The organism is Streptococcus sp. D2, assembly GCF_006385825.1.
GTDB classification, from domain to species: Bacteria; Bacillota; Bacilli; order Lactobacillales; family Streptococcaceae; genus Streptococcus; species Streptococcus shenyangsis.
The window spans coordinates 92,393-114,016 of the sequence record NZ_VFSI01000004.1 but is presented as its reverse complement, the minus strand read 5'-3'; the positions used below and the strand labels follow the sequence as shown (position 1 = coordinate 114,016).

The 21,624-nt window shown below is 42.6% G+C and carries 15 protein-coding genes and 1 pseudogene; 3 read left to right on the top strand and 13 right to left on the bottom strand.

The window, feature by feature from the left end; translation table 11 throughout:
- Nucleotides 1-39: 39 nt before the first annotated feature.
- Nucleotides 40-5,055 (bottom strand): annotated as a pseudogene (locus FJR73_RS03620) (bacterial Ig-like domain-containing protein); the annotation flags it as partial.
- A 304-nt stretch (nucleotides 5,056-5,359) separates the two neighbouring features.
- On the opposite strand from FJR73_RS03620, the gene FJR73_RS03615 reads away from it, so the two are divergent.
- On the top strand, nucleotides 5,360-6,991 hold the full coding sequence (locus tag FJR73_RS03615; RefSeq protein WP_033679683.1) for a Na/Pi cotransporter family protein: 1,632 nt from the start codon (nucleotides 5,360-5,362) through the stop codon (nucleotides 6,989-6,991).
- Between the two features lie 201 nt (nucleotides 6,992-7,192).
- Here FJR73_RS03615 and FJR73_RS03605 read toward each other — a convergent pair whose 3' ends face one another.
- Together FJR73_RS03605 and pepA are read right to left on the bottom strand one after the other, a co-directional pair.
- Nucleotides 7,193-7,489 carry a bacteriocin immunity protein gene (locus FJR73_RS03605; RefSeq protein WP_140833378.1) on the bottom strand — a complete coding sequence of 99 codons (297 nt, stop codon included), beginning with the start codon at nucleotides 7,487-7,489 and terminating at the stop codon, nucleotides 7,193-7,195.
- A 21-nt stretch (nucleotides 7,490-7,510) separates the two neighbouring features.
- The gene (gene pepA, locus FJR73_RS03600) at nucleotides 7,511-8,575 is read right to left on the bottom strand and encodes a glutamyl aminopeptidase (protein ID WP_140833376.1); all 1,065 of its coding nucleotides are present in this window, start codon (nucleotides 8,573-8,575) and stop codon (nucleotides 7,511-7,513) included.
- A gap of 294 nt (nucleotides 8,576-8,869) precedes the next feature.
- Here pepA and galE point away from each other — a divergent pair, with 294 nt between their 5' ends.
- Entirely contained in the window at nucleotides 8,870-9,868 is a 999-nt protein-coding gene (gene galE / locus FJR73_RS03595; protein WP_140833374.1) for a UDP-glucose 4-epimerase GalE, read from the top strand.
- Nucleotides 9,869-9,965: 97 nt separating this feature from the next.
- Here the strand turns inward: galE and yidD are convergent, their stop codons facing one another.
- The 10 genes from yidD to FJR73_RS03545 all read right to left on the bottom strand — a co-directional run bounded on the left by yidD (nucleotide 9,966) and on the right by FJR73_RS03545 (nucleotide 16,123).
- Nucleotides 9,966-10,202, bottom strand: a complete 237-nt coding sequence (gene yidD, locus FJR73_RS03590) for a membrane protein insertion efficiency factor YidD (protein ID WP_004245573.1) — start codon at nucleotides 10,200-10,202, stop codon at nucleotides 9,966-9,968.
- The gene (locus FJR73_RS03585; RefSeq protein WP_001222228.1) at nucleotides 10,202-10,924 is read right to left on the bottom strand and encodes a pseudouridine synthase; all 723 of its coding nucleotides are present in this window, start codon (nucleotides 10,922-10,924) and stop codon (nucleotides 10,202-10,204) included. The genes yidD and FJR73_RS03585 overlap by 1 nt, the downstream gene beginning before the upstream one ends.
- Nucleotides 10,911-11,480 carry an SMC-Scp complex subunit ScpB gene (scpB, locus tag FJR73_RS03580; protein ID WP_061759317.1) on the bottom strand — a complete coding sequence of 190 codons (570 nt, stop codon included), beginning with the start codon at nucleotides 11,478-11,480 and terminating at the stop codon, nucleotides 10,911-10,913. The genes FJR73_RS03585 and scpB overlap by 14 nt, the downstream gene beginning before the upstream one ends.
- 18 nt (nucleotides 11,481-11,498) lie before the next feature.
- On the bottom strand, nucleotides 11,499-12,227 hold the full coding sequence (locus tag FJR73_RS03575) for a segregation/condensation protein A (protein WP_140833372.1): 729 nt from the start codon (nucleotides 12,225-12,227) through the stop codon (nucleotides 11,499-11,501).
- Nucleotides 12,227-12,961, bottom strand: a complete 735-nt coding sequence (gene xerD / locus FJR73_RS03570) for a site-specific tyrosine recombinase XerD (protein ID WP_308851260.1) — start codon at nucleotides 12,959-12,961, stop codon at nucleotides 12,227-12,229. Before xerD ends, FJR73_RS03575 begins: the two co-directional genes overlap by 1 nt.
- The gene (gene cbpB, locus FJR73_RS03565) at nucleotides 12,958-13,419 is read right to left on the bottom strand and encodes a cyclic-di-AMP-binding protein CbpB (RefSeq protein WP_004260968.1); all 462 of its coding nucleotides are present in this window, start codon (nucleotides 13,417-13,419) and stop codon (nucleotides 12,958-12,960) included. The genes xerD and cbpB overlap by 4 nt, the downstream gene beginning before the upstream one ends.
- Nucleotides 13,416-13,937 carry a metallophosphoesterase gene (locus FJR73_RS03560; RefSeq protein WP_001118952.1) on the bottom strand — a complete coding sequence of 174 codons (522 nt, stop codon included), beginning with the start codon at nucleotides 13,935-13,937 and terminating at the stop codon, nucleotides 13,416-13,418. Before FJR73_RS03560 ends, cbpB begins: the two co-directional genes overlap by 4 nt.
- Complete coding sequence (locus tag FJR73_RS03555) at nucleotides 13,913-14,884, bottom strand: nucleoside-triphosphate diphosphatase (protein ID WP_000182446.1); 972 nt, start codon at nucleotides 14,882-14,884, stop codon at nucleotides 13,913-13,915. The genes FJR73_RS03560 and FJR73_RS03555 overlap by 25 nt, the downstream gene beginning before the upstream one ends.
- Nucleotides 14,881-15,675, bottom strand: a complete 795-nt coding sequence (gene racE, locus FJR73_RS03550; protein WP_140833368.1) for a glutamate racemase — start codon at nucleotides 15,673-15,675, stop codon at nucleotides 14,881-14,883. The genes FJR73_RS03555 and racE overlap by 4 nt, the downstream gene beginning before the upstream one ends.
- Nucleotides 15,676-15,874: 199 nt before the next feature.
- A complete protein-coding gene (locus FJR73_RS03545; protein ID WP_000364990.1) occupies nucleotides 15,875-16,123 on the bottom strand; it encodes a YneF family protein in 249 nt (82 codons plus the stop codon).
- 284 nt (nucleotides 16,124-16,407) lie between these two features.
- Here FJR73_RS03545 and FJR73_RS03540 point away from each other — a divergent pair, with 284 nt between their 5' ends.
- Entirely contained in the window at nucleotides 16,408-21,621 is a 5,214-nt protein-coding gene (locus FJR73_RS03540) for an SIALI-17 repeat-containing surface protein (RefSeq protein ID WP_140833366.1), read from the top strand.
- Nucleotides 21,622-21,624 lie beyond the last annotated feature (3 nt).

Below are 21,624 nucleotides of genomic sequence, written 5' to 3'. Positions count from 1 at the left end.
GCTGGCTAATCCTGCTATTAGGACTTCGTTTGTATCAACAGTCCCTGTATTTGGTAATTGGGCGCTTGCTTCTTCTGATTTAACTGCTGTATTTTGGGCTGGTTTTTCTTGTGTAGGCGCTACTGCTGGTTCAGTTTTTACTTTTGTTCCAATTTCAACAATTTCTGGAATCGCCTCTTGGATGACCTCTGTTGAACGAAGACGACGCTGACCGTTTTCATCAACTTCAAAGACATGTCTTAACAGACCATCTCGTCCCTGTATGATGACTCGTTGTTCCCCAACTAGCAACTCAGCATTTTCATGTTCTTGACGGTCAAATGCAATCTTTTCCTCTTGAACTTCCAATTTAGGAGCCTTTTGTTGGTCAGACACTGGTTGATTAGAAGGTTTTGGAAGGTCTGTGTTTTGTGGTGCAGGATTTGCAGGGATGAGACCAGTACCTACTTCCACGATTTCAGGACTCGCTTCTTTCAAAACTTCTGTAGCGCGAAGCGTACGATTGCCTTGACTATCTACTTCAATCAAGCGACGGATTTGTCCCTCAACTCCTGCTTGGACAAGTTGACGCTGACCTTTGAGAAGACCTGCAGTTAGAAGTTCTTGGTGTTCGAAGGCAATACTTGTCTCTTCAACTTCTAATTTCGGAGTATTCACAACCAAATTCTTGACACCTTCAGTTGGTTCCTTACTTGAAAGAACTTTTGTTCCAATCTCAGTAATTTCTGGAACAGCTTCTTTAACTACCTCTGTTAAACGAAGAGTGCGTTTCCCTTGGCTATCTACTTCAATCAAGTGACGAATTTGTCCCTCAACTCCCTCTTGAACTAGTTGATGTTGACCTTTAAGAAGGCTTGCATTTGGGCGCTCTTGACGTTCGAAGGCTATTGTTTCAGTTTCCACAACTAGTCCAGAGAGGGCTTCAACTGTTGGGGCTACTTCATTTGGATCCTGGCTACCAACGTGATGGCTTTCTGCTGCAGGAGCTAGTTTCTTATTCAGCTGTTCTTTCATGTCCGCAAAAGCTTGTGGAGTTGGTGCTTGTGAGACCAACAAAGCCTCTGCTTGCGCAATTAGTTCTGATTTAGGATATTTTTCGCGGATGGATTCGAGTAAACTTTCTAATTCTTTCCTAGCAGCCTCATAACGCTGATTACCATCCAAGTTTGCGCCTGCTTGTTTCAATTCATTCAAAGCCTGATTAACATCTTCCTGACTGGCACCATGATTTTCTGCAACAGCTTTCGCTCCATTAAGTTTCTCTAGTAGCGTCGCTTGTTTGTCCTCACTAGAGAAGGTGTAAACAACCGTTGACTGACGACCTTGGACAGCAGTAATTTCTTGTTTGAGGTACTCATCGTTTAGTGCTGCTTTTGGAGATACCAAAACATCAAAGTTAACTTCATGACCTTGGTAACGAAGCTTCAAGGTTTGACGACCAGTCTTTTGAGCATCGTAACCAGAAATTTCAACTCCCTCATCAGTAAAGGAATGTTCTTCCATGGTGTCATTGCTATAAGCCACTGCAAAGCGTCCTTCAGACAAGTCTAAGCTATCACCAACTAGGTAATCTTTTTTCGGTTCCTGACTTACTTCAATTCCCAAAATAGTTTTCGGACTTGCTTCATCCTGGCTAGTGACAGTCACTGATAAATTAGCATGTACCGGTTGCCCCAAATATTGTAAAGTAAGATTTTGTTCTCCCTTATAATGCGTATCAAAACCTGATACTGACACACCTGCGTGAGTTAGGCGAATGAGTTCGTCCTCAGCTCCTCCTTCATACTGAACTCGAAGAACACCACCTCTAAGATCCAAATCTTCTCCTTCAGCATAACTTGTTTTCTTAGGTCCTGTTTCTAGGCTGACTGACTTGATTTTTCTGTCATCTTTTGGAACGGAAACTGCTAGAATATTACTAATTTCCTTGCCTGGCAACTGGGTACGATAGTAAAGAAGACCAGATTGATTTGTCAAATCCAATGGTGAACTTGCTAGGTCTCCTCCAACTTCGCTCTTCAAGGTTGCAAGCGGAGTTTGAGAATTTGGATTATCATAAACGGTAATGGTTGCTCCAGCTGGTACATCCGCAAAGCCAACTTGTACCTTGTTATTGCCTAGAGAACGGGCTGCAGCCTTGGCCATCGGAATATTGACACTCTCAGTATCAAGCTTTTCATACATTTTCCAGTTATAGATACGAATAGCCTTCCATGGAGTTCCATTGTCAGAAGTGACAACATTCAAGCGCCAATCTTGAGCTGTGATTGGTTTATCAAGGGTAATATCTGTAACATGGGCTTTATTGCCACGAACTTCCTTAGCCAACTTCCATTGACCATCCGCATCTTTATAATAGAGGTCAAAGTCTTTGGTGTTCATCAAACCGTCGTTTACAGATTCTCCACCAGCTCCAGCATGGTCCATCACCCATCTAACAACTGTACGTGGCTGGGTCAAACGAATATCCACACTACCACTTAACTGCCCAGAAGACCACTTGTCAGACAGACTGGTAATGGTACCATTCAACATACCTTCAATACCTTCTCCACCTTCAGTCTTAGGGAAAGTACTATCAATAACTGTTGCACCTGGAACGATATTTTCAGCTAGTGGTTTTGGTAGGCTGGTATCTTTTACAGTCATGCCCCAATCAAAGGTTGTAGTTGCAGCTTCTGAACGAACCCCATTTTTACCAACTGCTACAACCTTCAGTTCTTGAGTTGTACCTTGAGCACTTGCTGAGCGGCTAACTTTTGGTAGATAAATAGTTGTAGAAGATGAGCCAGTTAGTAATTTCCAGCTGTCTCCATCTTTTTCATAAACTTCATAGAAATCTGCATCCTTGTTGCCTTTAAATTGCACAACTGCTTCCGCTTCTTGGGCATTTTTTAGGACTTGTTTGGCTACAGCTACTGTGGTTGGTGCCTGAGGAGCATCTTGATTATTGCTGATGGTCAATTGCCCCAGGTTAAATTGATAGCCTTTTAAGTCTTTATCATTTTCAAAATAGAGTTTAATACCATAAATTGTTTTACCTGCCAAGGCACTCAAATCAAAATCATCGGTAGTCCAGTTATCTGAAACTGTCAACTCTTTACGGGCAGCTTCATCACCGTAGGTATAATCTTTCTTAGTTGCAAATTCTACATAAACCTTGGTACCCTTGCCTCCTTTGTGGGCAACATGCAATTTAGTTGTATCTGTCACCTTCAAGCGAGTAGAATACAAATTCACATCTTGCTTGGTCGCACCTGAAAGATCCCCTGCAAATTTGAGAGAAGTTCCACCATTATAAGCATCTTCAAAATCATAGCTTGCTTTCAACTTATCACCAGTTGATTTTTGCCACCAGCGCCATGTCGGAAGAACACCTGAAACTGAACGGTAATTCCACTCAGAATCCTTAGAAACCTTACCATCTACGAACCATTTTCTACCATGACCTGTATTAAAAGAAGTAGTAAAAGTATTACCTACTGCTGGCGTGCGGTCCGCAACTAGATTAGCAATACCATACCAATCTTTGTCACCTGGTTTTTGGCCAGTAGGATCACCTTGGTAACCTGTAAAGAAGATATCTTCATTCTTATGGTAATCTTCACCAGTTTTTCCTAAACTTGTAATGGTATCCGGGGCGAACAAACCAAGAGAAAGTCGTAATTTCCCATTTTCATCTAAAATGTCATTCCATTTGACCTTGGTCTTGTAGGAACCACCCTGTTGCAATTCCAAACCTGCAAATACATCATAAGGATTACGGCCAATCCAGTTGGCAGTTGTAATAGTGTAATCATTTTTAGCCTTATCCCAGTTAAAGTTAGCAAAGAAGTTATCTGCTGGAACCTTATCTCCTTCTGGTTGCATGAATTGGTAGTTGTATTCTCCCAAACCATCTTGGTGGTAACGTCCATAGTTATAAGTCATGGCATCGTACCAAGAATACTTGATTGGATGGTTTACCTTAGCAGCATATTCCTTGGTATAGAGCATAAACTGGCGCATCTTTTCTCCAAGAGGTTCAACCAAATTCCCAGTCGTTTCTTGGTTGATGAAATAGCCATCATAGCCATAATACTTGGCCATATCCACCAATTTACGGGCAATTGGGAAGCTACCATCTGGGTCTTGCTTCAAAGCTTCAGCGAATTTTTCTTGATCTGCAATACTATTAGACCAGTTGAAGAAGAGTGTGCCATATACAGGAACCCCGTTACGGTGACCTGCATCAATAATGTCAGGAGTTGGTACGAGACCTTCCCAGAAGACCATTGAATCTAGATATTGCCAATAGTCAAAAGCATAGGCCTTGAACTCTTCTCCACCAACAGAAGCATGGTCTTTTGCTTTAGAATTGGTGTTTGATAGGGCTTGAACTTTTGCTTCCTTGCTAGCTTTTTCATTGACTAAATGACCTGTCCGACGTGAAGCGAGAGCGACAGACCCGCGGTTAATAGCATCATCTTCACGAGCTCCTGGTTCCCATTTCAACAAATCTTCCCAAGAATTAAATTTGATTTCCTTTGGTTTTAATGTTTTTTCTGTATTTTTAGGGACATCTGGCTGGACTTCTTTTTCAGTCTTATTAGCTTCTGCTGCTGGCTTAGACTCATCTCCTTGGCTAGTTGCTTCAGGCTTTGCTTCCGTTTCCTTGTCAGACTTTGGTTTTGATGTGGCAGATGGTGTTTCTGCAACCACCTCACTTGGTTTTTCCTCTGGTTTAGCTACGCTTACTGCCTCTGCAGTTTCAGTAGTTGCAGCTTCATTGCTTGCTGGCGAAGCAATTTCAGATACTGTCTCTGCTCCTTCTGCCTTTTCTAGCTTGTTTTCTCCAGTACGTTCCCCTTCATTCTGCTTGTCGGCTTCACTAGTTGGATGCCCACTCTCTCCTGAAACAAGCTCTGTATTGGCTCCGCTATTTTCAGGAACTGCAGTTTCTTCAGCCAAGGCTGGACCAGCAAACAAAACAGCCCCAATCATCAGCGAGCAGGCTCCTACTGATAACTTACGAATACTATAACGACAACGTCTTTCAAAAAATGGATTCTTCATTTTCTCCTCCTAAAAGATTGATTTTGTTGCACAAAAAGAAAGCGCTTAACTTTCTTTATAAAATTTTTATCCCAATCACAGGGACCAAGATAATTCCTCCCTCATTTTAAGATATTTCTTTTAAATGTCAATATATAAAAGGAAATGCCTATATCTAGGTTAGAAATTGGTAAAATTAATATAATTAAGATCCATTCTCACGAATTTTCTTTCTAAAATCTTAGCTTAATACTTGTTAGATTTACTTTTATCCTTTAAAATAGAATAGGAGAAATTCCGTTATTATTTTCCGGAGGAAAAAGAAATGTCCATCAATTGGCAGGAAATTTTATTTCACTTTTTAGGTGGTCTGGGACTATTCTTATATAGTATCAAGACCATGGGAGACGGTTTGCAACAAGCTGCTGGAGATCGCCTTCGTTTTTACATTGACAAGTACACTAGCAATCCCTTTTTAGGTGTTCTAGTCGGGATTGTCGTGACTGCCCTGATTCAGTCAAGTACAGGGGTTACAGTTATCACGGTTGGACTGGTCAGTGCTAGTCTTCTCACTCTTAGACAGGCTATCGGAATTATCATGGGAGCCAACATCGGAACCACCGTTACTTCCTTTATCATCGGTTTCAAGCTTGGTGAGTATGCTTTACCCCTGATTTTCCTTGGAACCATGTTCCTCTTCTTTACAAAAAACAGAACAGCAAACAATATCGGGCGCATCCTGTTTGGTGTAGGGGGAATCTTCTATGCTCTCAACCTCATCAGTGCCGGTATGAGTCCTCTTAAAGATTTACCACAATTCAAGGAATACATGGTAACCTTGGGACAAAATCCTGTGTTGGGAGTTTTTGCCGGTGCAGTGATTACCGTTCTCATCCAAGCTTCTTCTGCGACAATCGGAATTTTGCAAGGGCTCTATGCAGGTGGCTTCCTTGACCTTAAAGGTTCTCTACCAGTTCTCTTCGGGGATAATATCGGGACAACCCTAACCGTTATCATCGCGGCAGCTGGAGCCAATGTCTCTGCGAAACGCGTTGCTGCAACCCACGTTACCTTTAACGTTTTAGGGACTATTCTTTGCTTAATCTTATTAGGTCCATTTACGTCTATGATTGAGTACTTCCAAGCACTCCTTCACCTCTCACCTGAGATGACCATCGCCTTCTCGCACGGTGCCTTTAACGTAAGTAACACCATTGTACAATTTCCATTCATCGGAGCCTTGGCCTACTTTGTAACCAAGCTCATCCCTGGTGAAGATGAAGTTGTCAAGTACGAGCCACTTTATCTTGATGAACACTTGATTAAGCAAGCTCCATCAATCGCTCTCGGAAATGCGAAGAAAGAACTCCTTCACTTAGGAAATTATGCTTCTAAAGCCTTTGACCTTTCATACAACTACATCATTGACCTCAATGAAAAAGTTGCCGAAAAAGGCCACAAGACAGAAGAAGCCATCAACACCATTGATGAAAAATTAACTCGCTATCTTATTACTCTTTCAAGCGAAGCTCTTAGCCAGAAAGAAAGTGAAGTGCTCACCAACATCCTTGATTCATCCCGCGATTTGGAACGTATTGGGGACCACGCAGAAGCCCTAATCAATCTGACTGACTACCTTCAACGTAAAAACGTTGAATTCTCTGAAGCTGCTTTGCAGGAATTAGCTGATATCTATCAAAAGACCACTGACTTTATCAAGGATGCCCTTGACAGCGTGGAAAACAATGATATTGAAAAAGCTCAAAGTCTGATTGAACGCCATAAAGAAATCAACAATATGGAACGTGTTCTCAGAAAGACCCATATCAAACGCCTTAACAAGGGCGAGTGTTCAACTCAAGCCGGGGTCAACTTTATCGACATTGTCTCCCACTACACTCGTGTATCTGACCACGCTATGAATCTAGCTGAAAAGGTCATCGCTGAACAAATCTAAGAACCAAGAAGCTATCCTAATACTCAATGAAAATCAAAGAGCAAACTAGGAAACTAGCCACAGGCTGTACTCGAGTACGGCAAGGCGACGTTGACGTGGTTTGAATTTGATTTTCGAAGAGTATAAATGGGATTGCTTTTTCTTCTCCTCATCAAGAATTGCTTTTCTACCATATAAAAAATGCTTTGATCCACAATGGAATCAAAGCATTTTAAAAAGTTCCCCAAACATAAGCGCAGAAGCTGCAGTTCCTCTGTACTTGGCTTCTTCTCTTTTAATAAAGCGAGCCAAGTTTATCAATTCAGGTGCTGGATGTTTGGGATTTAGGAGCAATTCACGATTGACCAGGCCTGAGAGACGAACTGCCAGCAATTGCTCATTTGTAGTAGGAAATTTTTTAGCAGTCTCTAGGAGAGCAACAACTAAATCTTCACTCAAATCATGTCGAGCATGATTGTAAAGTTCTTTTACAAGGCTTTCTAGGTTTGGTTCTACCATCCCTACCACCTCCCTTATGGTTTAATAATGTTTAATCAAATCAACCGTTGAACGATCCAATTTCTTCACCAAAGCTTGCAAGAAAGCTTGAGCTTCTAGGAAGTCATCCATAGCGTAGAGGGTTTGGTGAGAATGGATATAACGAGCGCAAACACCGATTGTTGTAGATGGGACACCACCATTTTTCAGATGGGCTGCGCCAGCGTCTGTTCCGCCTTTACCACAGTAGTATTGGTACTTGATACCAGCTTCTTCAGCCGTTGTCAAAAGGAAATCCTTCATCCCTGGGAGAAGCAAGTGACCTGGGTCATAGAAACGAATCAAGGTTCCATCCCCAATCTTGCCTTGACCGCCATAAACATCACCAGCAGGTGAGCAGTCAACTGCTAGGAAAACTTCTGGGTCAAACTTGGTTGTGGAAGTATGAGCACCACGAAGACCAACTTCTTCTTGTACGTTAGAGCCAAGATAGAGTTCATTTCCGAGTTTTTGATCTGACAGAGCTTCCGCCAACTCGCTAACCATGAGAACCCCGTAGCGATTGTCCCAAGCTTTTGAGATGATATTTTTTTCATTGGCTGTCAAGATTGCAGAACTATCTGGTACGATGGTGTCGCCAGGACGGATGCCAAAGCTTTCTGCCTCAGCCTTGTCCGCAAAACCACCATCAAAGACGATATCTGCAATAGCAGGCATAGTTGGTCCACCCTTTCCGCGAGTCAAATGTGGAGGGACAGAACCCGAAATCACAGGAATTTCACGACCATCACGAGTAAAGAGTTTAAAGCGCTGGCTACTAACCACCATAGGATTCCAACCACCAATCTCAACGACACGGAAGGTACCATCTGGCTTAATCTCGCTGACCATAAAACCAACTTCATCCATATGAGAAGCGACCAAGACGCGCGGTGCATCCGCAGCTTCTGAATGTTTAATCCCGAAAATACCACCCAAGCCATCTGTCACCACTTCATCCACATGCGGTGTCAACTTTTCACGAAGATAAGCACGGACAGGTGCTTCATGACCTGAGATTGCAGCAAGTTCTGTTACTTCTTTGATTTTTGAAAATAATGTTGTCATTTCAGTTCCTTCTTTCTTTTATCCATTTTACCACTTTTTATAGGAGAAGGATAGTGGGAAGGTAGATTTCTAAATTAGTATCTTAGTCTTACTATATCTTAGAAAAAGCTTGTATTTTCTTGCATGTGATGTGAAATCTAAGAACTATCCCAAGATCACCCAAACTATTAATTCCCAAACACAAAACAATTCAATGCTATATTTGTTCGGTTTTTTCATGAAATTTGCAGAAAATAGTTGACTTTACCTTCTTATTTCTTTAAAATAGTACAAAACTAGAAAAAGGAAAAAATCATGACCAAAACAATTCTTGTTACAGGTGGGGCTGGCTACATTGGCTCCCATACCGTTAAAGCTCTTTTAAATGCTGGCTACCAGGTGCATGTCCTAGATAATCTCTCTACAGGAAATCGTTCAGCTGTAGATTGTCGTGCTAGCTTTAAACAACTGGATGTTTATGATGCTAGCGCCTTAAAAACTTATTTGGAAGAAAACAAGATTGACGCTGTTCTCCATTGTGCGGGTGAGATTGTTGTGAGCGAAAGTATTGAAAATCCAAGTAAATACTTCACTGCCAATGTTGCTGGTATGAACCAAGTTCTCAAAGTCCTATCTGAAGTTGGCATTCAAAAAATCATGTTCTCTTCGACTGCTTCCCTCTATGGTAATAACTGTATTGACAAGCCAGCTACTGAAGATACCCTACTCGACCCTGTCAATCCTTATGCAGAAACAAAATTGATGGGCGAACGAATGATTTACTGGATGGCCAATCGCTATGATTGGAAATATGTCATTTTCCGTTACTTTAATGTTGCTGGGGCTGAAATGGATGCTTCAAACGGTCTACGTGTGAAAAATCCAACTCACATCATTCCCAATATCAACAAGACCGCATTGGGACAAAATGATAGCCTGAAAATATTTGGAGATGACTACGATACACGTGATGGTTCATGTATTCGGGATTACATTCATGTCTTGGACCTTGCACAGGCTCACGTTAAAGGGATGAATTACCTCTTTCAAGAAGACAGTTCTTCTCAAATCTTTAACTTAGGAACTGAAAAAGGCTATACCGTCAAAGAAATCTTTAAAACTGCTGAAGAATTACTGAATCAAAAAATACCACACGAAATTGTTGCTCGCCGTGCTGGTGACCCAGCTAGCGTCCTAGCAGACGCATCAAAAGCTAAAAAATATCTTGATTGGAAGGCTAGCTACTCCCTCGAAGATATCATTTTATCAGATTATCGTTGGCGGATTAAAGAAGGCAAAAACATTTTGGAATAAATAACAGAAACATCAATAATAAATAAAAACACAGACAGATGGCACTTAGTAAATACCAAGTATCATCTATCTGTGTTTTATACATTAGAATACAATCTTACTTTGAATTTCTTTTCAAAGTAAAATGGTCTGGCACAGGGTCCTTGCCTGTTTTCGACCAGGGATGGCAACGTAAAATCCGAGCCAAGCCCATCAAGACACCCTTGAAGCCATGTTTTTCAATAGCCTGAATCATGTAGTTTGAACAAGTCGGCTCAAAGCGACAAGAGGGTGGAAAGGCTGGTGAGATAAAACGTTGATAAAAGCGCACAGGCGCTATTAAAATTCGTTTCATTATTTCTTGGTTACAGCCATGGTATGTAGTTGGCTGATTTCTTTTTTATTAAGACGACGGGATTCTCCTGGACGGAGTCCTGTCAAGTCTAGATGTCCAAAACGGGTCCGTGACAACTTGTCCACTTGAAGACCGACAGCTTCAAACATCTTTTTAACCTGGTGGTTACGCCCTTCATGGATGGTCAACTGCACCACAGAGCGGTTTTTGACTGGATCCACTTTGAGAATTTCATAAACAGCTGGCTTGGTTTTCTTGCCATCAATCTCAAGTCCACGGGTCAAGGGGCGGAGATTATCCTTATTGGCCACACCTTTAACACGCGCGACATAGACCTTGTCAATCTCATTACGAGGGTGAATCATCTCATCCGTAAAATCTCCGTCATTGGTCAAAATCAAAACACCTGATGTATCCCAGTCCAAACGACCTACAGGGTAAATGCGCTCTTTCACGTTGGGCAAGAGGTCGACAACCGTCTTGCGGCCCTTGTCATCTGTCACACTGGAAATGACACCTCGTGGTTTGTTAAGCAGATAATAAACCTTTTCTTCGTTGTAGATAGGTTGACCTTCCACTTCGACCTTGTCGCCTGACTTGATGGTGGTTGCTAGTTCACGCACTACTTGGCCATTGACCGTCACCAAGCCTTGCTTGATCAACTCTTCTGCTTTTCTCCTACTGGCCACACCTGCGTGGGCAATATACTTATTGATTCTCATCTTCTTCTATCCTTTCACCAAATAATTGGCTTTCTTGGGCTTGAATCTCAAGCTCATCAATCACTGGTAATTCTTCCAAATGGTTAATTCCCATGTAATCTAGGAAATAATCTGTTGTCACATAGAGGTTGGGGCGCCCCAACACTTCTTTTTTCCCGTCTTCCTTTATAAGGTCAAAAGCCTGCAACTTTGCCAAGGCCCCACTCGAGTTGACCCCACGGATGGCATCAATTTCGATACGCGTAATAGGCTGCTTATAGGCAATGATGGACAAGGTCTCAAGGGCAGCCCGAGACAAGCTCTGGTTGATAGGTGCCTTAGAGTATTCCTTCAAAATCTCTGCAAATTGAGGCTTGGTCACCAATCTATAAGCGCCCCCTGTCTCAATCAGAGCCAAACTGGAATCTGGATCCTTTTCATACTTCTGGACTAATTTTTCTAAACTCTGCTGGATGCCTGTCGGTGGCAAAGAGAGGAGTTCAGCTAACTGGCGGACTCTAATCCCATCTTCACCCGCTACAAACAAGAGCGCTTCTATTTTTGCTAAAGTACTCATCTTTCCTCTCTATCAAGTCTAGCTTTGGGCCACTTGACTTTCTTCCTTCTTTTCCATGAGATAGATATCTCCGAAACTTTCCTCTTGCACAAGGAGCAGCTCCTGGGTTTTGGTTAACTCTAGGGTTGCCAAAAAGAGGGTAATGACCTCTTGGACATTCTGGGCTTCCTTAAACAAATCCTGCAAGCGCAATTGATCTCGTCCAGTCAAAGACTCTTTCACGATAAGCATCATGTCCTCAATCTTATACTCATCCCGCAAGATAGTCGTGTGATTCTGTGCAAACTCCTCTTTTTTCTTTGCTAGGATATTTGAAAAAGCCAAAAAGAGGTCAATGGTCGTCTTGTCATGCACAAGCTCCGCATCTTCGTAAATCAACTCTGTCGGCGCTTTGGAATAATACTGGGCCCGTTCTTGGTGCTTGGCTTCCAAGTGCTCTCCCAAGAGCTTGAACTTGCGGTATTCTTCGATTTGGGAAAGAAGATCCTGCTCCAGATCATCCTCCAAGTCTGTCACTTCTGCTACCTTTGGAAGGAGCTTGCGGCTCTTGATCAGCATGAGCTGACTGGCCATGACCATGTACTCACCCGTCACTTCCAGACGCATAGCCTGCAGGGTTGAGACATAGGCTAGATACTGTTCGATGACTTCCGTAATGGGCACATCATAGATATCCATCTGATACTTAGAAACCAGATGCAAGAGCAAGTCCAGGGGCCCTTCAAAATCTTTTAATTTAATATCCATTATCTATATTTTTCTAAGGTCAGGACTGTTTTTAATCCTAATTTTTTTGCAATTTCGTACAAATCGACCTTGTTTTCTATTTGTCTTAGAATGAACTGTTCCCGTAAGGCTTGGGCTGATAAGGCTGGAAAACCTTTCTCCTTGACAAAAGACTCTAGCTGACGGAAGGCCCACTGGCGAGAATAGGCTTTCCCTCCTCTTTCAAAAAGATAGGTCTGGCCCATTAAGGGTTCCAATTCTGAAAGCAAGGTTGTGGGAATGGTGACAATCCTCTGTTGGGAAGCCTTCTTGATTCGCAACACCTGAAAATCCAGATTGATATCCTCAACCTTGAGAGCTAAAATCTCACTCGGCAAGAGCCCCATTTCTAGGATTAAGAGCGCTAGCAAGCGACCCGCTGGATAGTCACTTTCTTGCCAAAAAGAGTTTAGGTCTAACAGTTCTGGCTTTTCGGTCTTCTTTTCAGCTTGTTTAGCTAATTCCAAGCGGTAAAAGCTGTCCACTTCTCCTTTTTGATAGAGAAAGTAGAGAAATTGGTTACAGGCCGAAATCTTCCGCTTCTGGGCGCTGATTTTTAGATTGGCTAGCTGGGCTTGGTAAATCTTGAGACTGGTCTCAGAAATCCGCTCGCCTACCAAATCTAAAAATTGTTCCAGATCATACCTATAGGACTGCTTGGAATTAGCAGACAAGCCCTGTTTTTCCTCTAAAAAGGCTGAAATCCTGTCTCTCATTTGCATCGAATCTCATATTCCTTACTAAAGTCATGCAAGAGGGCATTGACTGCCTTGAGGATAGACTTGCGCGTGATAATCCCTTGGAAAATCCCTGACGCATCCACAACCGGCAAGAAGGACTCATCTACCAGCTTGTGCAAGACCTCTGTAATGGTAAAATCTGGCGAGACGACCGCTACGTCCGTTCTCGTCATATGAACGATATCCGTATCTGCCATGATTTCTTGACTCAAGTCATGCTCCATCTGATAAGCCATAATATCTCTGAGCCCAATCGTCCCAACAAACTGTTTTTCATCTGTTACAACAGGAACACGGGTATAGGTCATCTGACTGAGCAAAAGGGTCGCATGATCCGCATTGTGAGTATCAATCAACACGGCTAGATTTTCAGCAGGAGTCAAAAAAGTTTCCTCCTGTCCCAACAAGAAAGTCTCAAACTCCTTGGCAATCATCGGCTAAACTCCTTGGACAAGCCCGGATACACCTCATGGTCTCGTGTCAAAAAGTCCACTTTGAAATAACTGTCATCAATCTCCACACGGGCATAGAGACATTCTCTGATGGTCCCACGCGGCTGACTGATAGAACCAGGATTTAAAAAGAGGGTCTTTCCTTCCATCCAAGCGCTTGGCACATGCAAGTGACCATAAAGGCAGATATCGGCCTCTTCTTCCTGAGCCCAGTAGTCCAACTTTTGAAAGTTGAAATTGATGTCAAACAAGTGACCATGGGTTTGGATAATCTTGGTCGAACCAAGCTCAGTCACCAAACGTTCTGGGTAGCCGGCGTAGAAGTCCATGTTCCCTTTAACAACACGGATGCCTTCCCAAAGAGGAGAATCAGGACGTAGTTCAGAATCGCCGTTATGAAAAACGGCATCAACTTTGCCTACATAGCGATCACGGATTTCTTCCACAATCAAGCTATCGCCATGGGAATCGCTCATTACAATGATGGTTTGCTTTGCCATGATGGAAATACCTCCAAAAGTTTCTTAACGGCTAAGGCACGGTGAGATTGACTATTTTTTTCTTCAAGGGTTAATTCAGCTGATGACTTGCCTGTCTCTCCTACAAGGAAGAGAGGATCGTAACCAAATCCATTTTCACCCTTAGGTTCAAAGTTAATGTAGCCTGGCCAGTCTGCTTCAACAACCAAGCTTTCCTTGTTTGGACTGGCTACCACTAGGGTTGTATGGAACTGAGCCGAACGATCCTTGAGTTCAAAGACCATGGCCAATTCGTGCAAGAGTTTGGCATTGTTTTCCCGGTCAGTTGCTCCCACACCTGCGAAACGAGCTGACCAGACACCTGGCAAGCCACCAAGGACATCGACCTTGAGACCTGAGTCATCTGCCAAAACCATCTTGCCCGTTAATTGAGAAATAGTTTCTGCCTTGAGACGGGCATTTTCTTCAAAGGTCATGCCTGTTTCAGCTACTTCAGGCAAGTCAGGATAGTCATTAAGATTTTCCACATCGTAGCCTAACTTATCAAAGATAGCTCGGAATTCCTTGGTCTTGCCCTCGTTACGAGTCGCAATCAATAAGGTTTCTCTAACTTTGCTTGTCTCAAAGAAATCATGAACATTGACCCCTTCTTTAGGCAATTCCACATGCAGGAGTTGCCCATTTTCAACTAAGAGTAAAGCCCCCTGACGTTGGATGACTTCCACATTTCGTCCCATTTCTTGGTTGAGGATATCTACCACAAAAGACAATAAACGGTAGAGAGAACCATAGCGTAAAACAGTAACAGAAACAGGAAAACCTCGATCCTCATCTCGAAATCTTTGGGCAAACTCCAATAGAGGAAAATCCAAGTCATCATCCGTCAACGTCCGGACACCACCAAAAATACCATAGGACCCGACATACCAGTCCTGTTCATCCTTATATTCATAAATTTTATTTGTCATAATTCTACATGCTCCACATGAATCTCTTTTTCCAGCCATTCTTCACCAATTTGTGCAAAACTTTGGCTACTGGCTGTTGTGTAAAAACGGTGATTAAGTGGTCCAGCATCGCGACCACGATTGATTTCAAAATAATTGAGTAAGACTGAAATGTCCCGTACGCACTCTGCTCCACTATCGATGAGCTGAACCTTGGGCCCCATTACATTTTGTATGATGGGGCGAAGGAGCGGATAATGGGTACAGCCCAAAATAAGACTATCCACCTTTCCAACCAAGGGACGCAGGGTTTCATAGACCACTTTCTTGGTGACACTGGTTGACAGGGCACCCGACTCCACCAAGGGAGCAAACTTGGGACAGGCCAAACTTTCCACTTGTAAATCTGGATCCAGATCATGGATTTTCTGACGGTAGATGTCTGATTGTACCGTCATGGGTGTTCCAATCACTCCGATTTTCCCACCTTGACTGGACTTGATGGCTGCTGAAGCTCCTGGCAAAATCACACCCAAGACAGGAATATCTAGTTGAGCCTTGATTTCTTCCCATACGACCGCAGTCGCAGTGTTACAAGCAATGACAATCATTTTGACATTCTTGGTCAAGAGAAAGTTAACCAACTGCCAAGTATATTCACGAATTTGCTCAGCAGGACGGGGACCATAGGGAGCCCGCGCCGAATCTCCAATATAGACGATTTCTTCATGAGGAAGCTGGCGCATGAGCTCACGCACAACGGTCAAGCCCCCGACACCCGAATCCAAAAAACCAATTGGTCGATTATCCATACAGTCTTCTTTCTAGTCTTTTTTCTGATTGATAGTTCATTATGATTACTGTTTCTTATGAACTATATGACGGCCTAATCAACAACTATCTCTCTTAATCATAATCAAATATCAATAGAATGCAAGGAAAAAGTCTCATTCCTAAACCATAGTCAACATAGTGAGAAGTCTGGAACTTTCATCCCAGACTTTTCCTTATTTATTTTTTCTTTTTATTGTTAGCAAGGGCTGCTTTTTGTTGGCGGATGATTTGGTGGTAAACTTGTTGTACCTTAGCTTCGCTTGGTTTTTGACCATTTGCACTCAAAAGAGTACGAACTGCTTCAGCATTCAAACGTGGGTTGTCAGCGAATTCTTTTTCGATTTGCTTACGAACCAAGTACATTCCTCCAAGAGCTCCTCCTAGAAAAGCTAGCACAATCAATACAATTGCTAATAGTAAATCCATCATATTTCTCCTGTTTCTTTTTGAGTCTCTTTCATTATAACACAAAGAAGGCGAACTGACTAGTTTGTTTTACGCTTACATCTACTGTGATTTCCTAATTAATTAGCAAATACTTCATACTTAGTAAAACTTAGTAAAATAAGCCCATTTTCCTTGAAAGCCCTTGCAATAGTTCTATTTATTTGTTATATTAAAATTACCTGAAAACATCACACATATTTCTGCAAGACTTATTTTTTTAAAAGATAATGTATGCGCTTACAGATTGAAGAAAGGAGAATTTTGTGGATAAGAAATATTGGGAAAAATCCTGCAAGTATAGCATCCGAAAATTGAGCATCGGAGCTGCCTCTGTTTTACTAGGAGCTGTTTTTTTAGCAGCACAGGGTGTGGCTGCTGATGGTATCGAGATTCCGAAAAGTGAGGCAACAATTACTGAAACCTCTGCTAAACCGGACACGAAAGTAGAGGAAGTTCTTGCTTCTAACACTGAGACTCAGCCTATAGCTGAATCAGCTGAAAAGCAAACAAACTTAGAGCCCGAACCACCTCAAACTGCTAGTCAGTCAGAGACAAGTGCTACTACCGCCCCTGCTGAAAATAAGGAGAGCGAGAAACCAGAACTTCCTGTGAACAAACAAGAACATTACGAACTACATTACAACCAACCAACTGCTCCTTCCTATGACGGATGGGAAAAACAAGCCCTTCCAGTCGGAAATGGAGAAATGGGTGCCAAGGTTTTCGGACTCATCGGTGAAGAAAGAATCCAGTACAACGAAAAAACACTTTGGTCTGGAGGCCCACAGCCAGATAGTCAAGACTACAACGGGGGAAACTACAAGGACCGCTACAAAGTCTTAGCTGAAATCCGTAAGGCCTTAGAAGACGGTGACCGTCAAAAAGCCAAACAACTAGCAGAGAGAAATTTGGTTGGTCCAAACAATTCCCAATATGGACGTTATTTAGCCTTTGGTGATGTATCCATGGTTTTCAATAACCAGAAAAAGGGGCTGGATACAGTAACAGATTATCACCGTGGTTTGGATATCTCAGAAGCCACTACAACAACTTCTTACACCCAAGATGGAACAACCTTCAAACGTGAAACCTTCTCCAGCTATCCTGATGATGTCACCGTGACCCACTTGACTAAAAAGGGAGATAAGACGCTTGATTTTACCCTTTGGAATACCTTAACAGAAGACCTAATTGCTAATGGACAGTATTCTCGGGATAATTCTAATTACAAAAAAGGTACTATCAGTGTAGATTCTAATGGTATTTTACTCAAGGGAACTGTCAAAGACAATGGTCTGAAATTTGCTTCTTATCTTGGTATCAAGACAGATGGACAAGTCACTGCTCAAGATGGTTATTTGACAGTTAAAGGAGCAAGCTATGCAACACTGCTACTCAGCGCAAAGACTAATTTTGCTCAAAATCCGGAAACCAATTACCGCAAGGATATTGATGTAGAAAAAACTGTCAAATCTATCGTTGAAGCCGCTAAAGCCAAAGACTATGAGACTCTGAAAAATGATCACATCAAGGATTACCAAAGCCTTTTCAACCGTGTTCAATTAAACCTCGGCGGTAGCAAGTCTAACCAAACTACAAAAGAAGCTCTCCAAACCTATAATCCAACAAAAGGTCAAAAGCTAGAAGAACTCTTCTTCCAATACGGACGTTATCTACTGATCAGTTCTTCTCGTAATCGGACAGATGCCCTCCCTGCCAACTTGCAAGGAGTCTGGAATGCTGTAGATAATCCACCTTGGAACTCAGACTACCACCTCAATGTCAACCTACAGATGAACTATTGGCCTGCCTACATGAGCAATCTCGCAGAAACGGCTAAGCCAATGATCAATTATATCGATGACATGCGCTACTATGGCCGTATCGCTGCTAAGGAATACGCTGGTATCGAGTCCAAAGAAGGTCAAGAAAATGGTTGGCTGGTTCATACTCAGGCGACACCATTTGGCTGGACTACTCCTGGTTGGAACTACTATTGGGGTTGGTCTCCTGCTGCCAATGCTTGGATGATGCAGAACGTCTATGACTACTACAAATTCACCAAGGATGAAACTTATCTTAAAGAAAAGATTTATCCAATGCTCAAGGAAACAGCCAAGTTCTGGAATTCCTTCTTGCACTACGACAAGGCTAGTGACCGCTGGGTTTCTTCTCCATCCTACTCACCAGAACATGGAAACATCACGATTGGGAATACCTTTGACCAATCTCTAGTTTGGCAGCTATTCCACGACTATATGGAAGCAGCCAATCATCTGAAGATAGACCAAGACTTGGTGACAGAAGTGAAGGCTAAATTTGACAAGTTAAAACCTCTTCACATCAACCAAGACGGTCGTATCAAGGAATGGTACGAGGAAGACAGCCCGCAATTCACCAACGAAGGCATTGAAAACCACCACCGCCATGTTTCCCATCTAGTTGGTCTCTTCCCAGGTACTCTATTTGGCAAGGATCAGCCTGAATATCTAGAAGCTGCACGCGCAACCCTCAACCACCGTGGAGATGGTGGTACTGGTTGGTCTAAGGCCAATAAAATCAACCTCTGGGCCCGTCTCCTAGATGGAAATCGTGCCCACCGTTTGTTGGCAGAACAGCTCAGATCTTCAACCCTAGAAAATCTCTGGGATACGCACGCGCCTTTCCAAATTGATGGAAACTTTGGTGCAACCAGCGGTATGGCAGAAATGCTCCTTCAATCTCACACAGGCTACATTGCCCCATTACCAGCCCTTCCAGATGCCTGGAAAGACGGGCAAGTCTCAGGCTTAGTCACTCGTGGTAACTTTGAAGTCAGCATGAAATGGAAAGAGAAAAATCTTGAAACGCTATCTTTCCTTTCTAATGTGGGTGGAGACTTAGTCGTAGACTATCCAAATATCGAAGCTAGTATTATCAAGATTAATGGCAAGGAAGTTCAAGCTAGTCGCCTCAAAGATAACCGTATCCAACTTGCGACTCAAAAAGGTGATGTCATTACCTTTGAAAACTTCCCTGGACGAGTGACTCGCTTATCAGCCCTTCGAAAAGATTCCGTCACAGCTGAACTTGACTTTAACACAGTTGAAGGAGCAAGTCATTATGTCATCCGACGAGAAAGCAAGGATGAAAACAGTCAAACTCCTAGCGTTCGTGAGTTTATCACCAACCAAACTCACTTTATCGATCGCTCGATTGATTCTAGCCATGCCTATACTTATACCGTTAAGGCTATGCTAAGGGACCGTACAACACCAGTTTCAGATGCTGCTTCTATCGATGCCTTCAGTGAGTTGATGGATGACCGTGACAAGCGCATCCAGTACGGCTCAGCTTATGGAAACTGGGCTGACTCAGAACTATTTAGCGGCACAGAGAAATACGCCGATATCTCAAATGGAAATTATTCTGATAAAGATGCGACTGCAACTATTCCTTTCAATGGACCTGGTATTGAAATCTACGGACTCAAGTCATCTCAATTGGGACTTGCTGACGTTAAAATAGATGGCAAATCTGTTGGAGAACTTGACTTCTATACAGCAGGAACAACTGAAAAGGGTGTATTAATAGGACGTTACACAAATCTATCTTCAGGTTCTCACCTCATGACCATCACTGTTAAGCGCGAGCACAAAGGACGTACAAACGAGCGTGCAAAAATTTCTCTCGATTACTTCAAAGTCTTCCCAGGCCAAGGAGAAGCTGTTGAGAAGATTGACGACCGTGACCCTCGTATCCAGTATGGTTCCATGTTTAAGGATTGGAGCGATGCAGAACTCTATGCTTCTACAGAAAAATACGCTGACATCAACGCTAATGATAGCCTCGCTTCTGAAGCCACTGCAACCATTCCATTCTCTGGAACAGGTATCCGAATCTATGGATTAAAAACAGCATCACTAGGCAAGGCACTTGTCACACTGGATGGAAAAGAGATGCCAGCTCTTGACTTCTACACTCCAGGAGCTACTGAAAAAGGTGCATTAATTGGCGAATTTACCAATCTAGCAGATGGCGATCACGTTCTTACTTTGAAAGTAGATCCGAATTCTCCACAAGGACGAAAGAAAGTTTCTCTTGATTCCTTTGATATCTTAAAAGCTCCGTCCGTATCACTCGATAGTCCAAGCCTTGACCCTATTAATTCAAAAGATAAGACTGTTACCTTAACCCTACCAACTGGCAATTGGGATGGAGTCGCTGTGACCTTCCCTGGTATCAAAGATCCTCTTCTACTCAGAAAAGTCGATGAGGACCATCTTGTCACATCAGGTGAACAAACTGTTCTAACCATTAAGGATAACAAGGTCCAACTAGACATTCCTGAGGCTACAGATCGTAGAGCTGGCAATTCGGTAGAAGCTTATGCCATCCAAGGTACAACAACAACTAGTCCTGTTGTAGCTGTCTTTCCTAAGGACGAAACTGCTCCAGTTGAAGAAAAAATCCTTACAAGCAAAGGAGATGAGCCTGCTCCAGTTGTAACTATTCCTGAGTACACTAAGCCTATCGGAACTGCGGGAAATCAGGAGGCTCCTACTGTGGAAATCCCTGAATACACTGGTCCTGTCGGAACTGCGGGAGAACAAGAAGCGCCTTCTGTTGTAATTCCTGAATACACTGGTCCTGCTGGAACAGTAGGAGATCAAGAAGCTCCTTCCGTAGTAATTCCTGAATACACTGGTCCTATCGGGACAGTTGGGGATCAGGAGGCACCTACTGCGGAAAGACCTGAATATACCAAACCTACCGGAACAACTGGGGAACAGGAAGCGCCTACTGTGGAAAGACCTGAATATACCAAACCTATAGAGACAGGAAGAGAACAGAAAGCTCCTACCATAGATAGGCCCAATTATAGTGAACCTGGTAAAGGAGCTAGGCAAGAAAAAACATCTACTAGCAGTATTTCTGAGTATAAACTTCGTGTCTTGAAGGATGAAAAGACTGGTGTTGAGATTATTGGTAGAGCAACCGACTTAGAAGGAATTTCTCATCTCTCTAGTAAACACGTGTTGGCTCAAGAACTCTTTGGTAAGATATACGATGCTTATGATATTCAATTTAAAAATTCAAACAACCATAATATACAACCACAGGGAGCTGTTTTAGTTAGATTACCAATTACAGCTGATGTAGAAAATATTTATTACCTAACTCCGACAAAAGAATTGAAATCACTTTCTTTCACTATTCGTGATGGTATGGCAGAATTTACTACTAGTCTCTTTAGTACATATGCGGTAGTCTATCAAAATGTCAATACTCCGGAAACCTCAATAAACAAAACAGTTGCAACAACCTCACTAAACTTTGAGCAGACTTCAACTACCGATAGTCCTTCCCAGCTGGAAAATACTCATCGCAAAGAACAACTTCCAGAAACTGGTGAATCCTCAAATCCACTCCTCTTCTTATCAGGACTTAGTTTAGTCTTAACATCCATCTTCCTACTAAAAAATAAGATAGATTAGATC

Coding starts and splice junctions, on each gene's coding strand:
- FJR73_RS03585 (WP_001222228.1), bottom strand. CDS start 10,924: ATGAGAATCAATAAGTATATTGCCCACGCAGGTGTGGCCAGTAGGAGA.
- xerD (WP_308851260.1), bottom strand. CDS start 12,961: ATGAGAGACAGGATTTCAGCCTTTTTAGAGGAAAAACAGGGCTTGTCT.
- FJR73_RS03560 (WP_001118952.1), bottom strand. CDS start 13,937: ATGGCAAAGCAAACCATCATTGTAATGAGCGATTCCCATGGCGATAGC.
- galE (WP_140833374.1), top strand. CDS start 8,870: ATGACCAAAACAATTCTTGTTACAGGTGGGGCTGGCTACATTGGCTCC.
- cbpB (WP_004260968.1), bottom strand. CDS start 13,419: ATGATTGCCAAGGAGTTTGAGACTTTCTTGTTGGGACAGGAGGAAACT.
- FJR73_RS03605 (WP_140833378.1), bottom strand. CDS start 7,489: ATGGTAGAACCAAACCTAGAAAGCCTTGTAAAAGAACTTTACAATCAT.
- FJR73_RS03545 (WP_000364990.1), bottom strand. CDS start 16,123: ATGGATTTACTATTAGCAATTGTATTGATTGTGCTAGCTTTTCTAGGA.
- yidD (WP_004245573.1), bottom strand. CDS start 10,202: ATGAAACGAATTTTAATAGCGCCTGTGCGCTTTTATCAACGTTTTATC.
- FJR73_RS03575 (WP_140833372.1), bottom strand. CDS start 12,227: ATGGATATTAAATTAAAAGATTTTGAAGGGCCCCTGGACTTGCTCTTG.
- racE (WP_140833368.1), bottom strand. CDS start 15,675: ATGGATAATCGACCAATTGGTTTTTTGGATTCGGGTGTCGGGGGCTTG.
- FJR73_RS03615 (WP_033679683.1), top strand. CDS start 5,360: ATGTCCATCAATTGGCAGGAAATTTTATTTCACTTTTTAGGTGGTCTG.
- pepA (WP_140833376.1), bottom strand. CDS start 8,575: ATGACAACATTATTTTCAAAAATCAAAGAAGTAACAGAACTTGCTGCA.
- FJR73_RS03555 (WP_000182446.1), bottom strand. CDS start 14,884: ATGACAAATAAAATTTATGAATATAAGGATGAACAGGACTGGTATGTC.
- scpB (WP_061759317.1), bottom strand. CDS start 11,480: ATGAGTACTTTAGCAAAAATAGAAGCGCTCTTGTTTGTAGCGGGTGAA.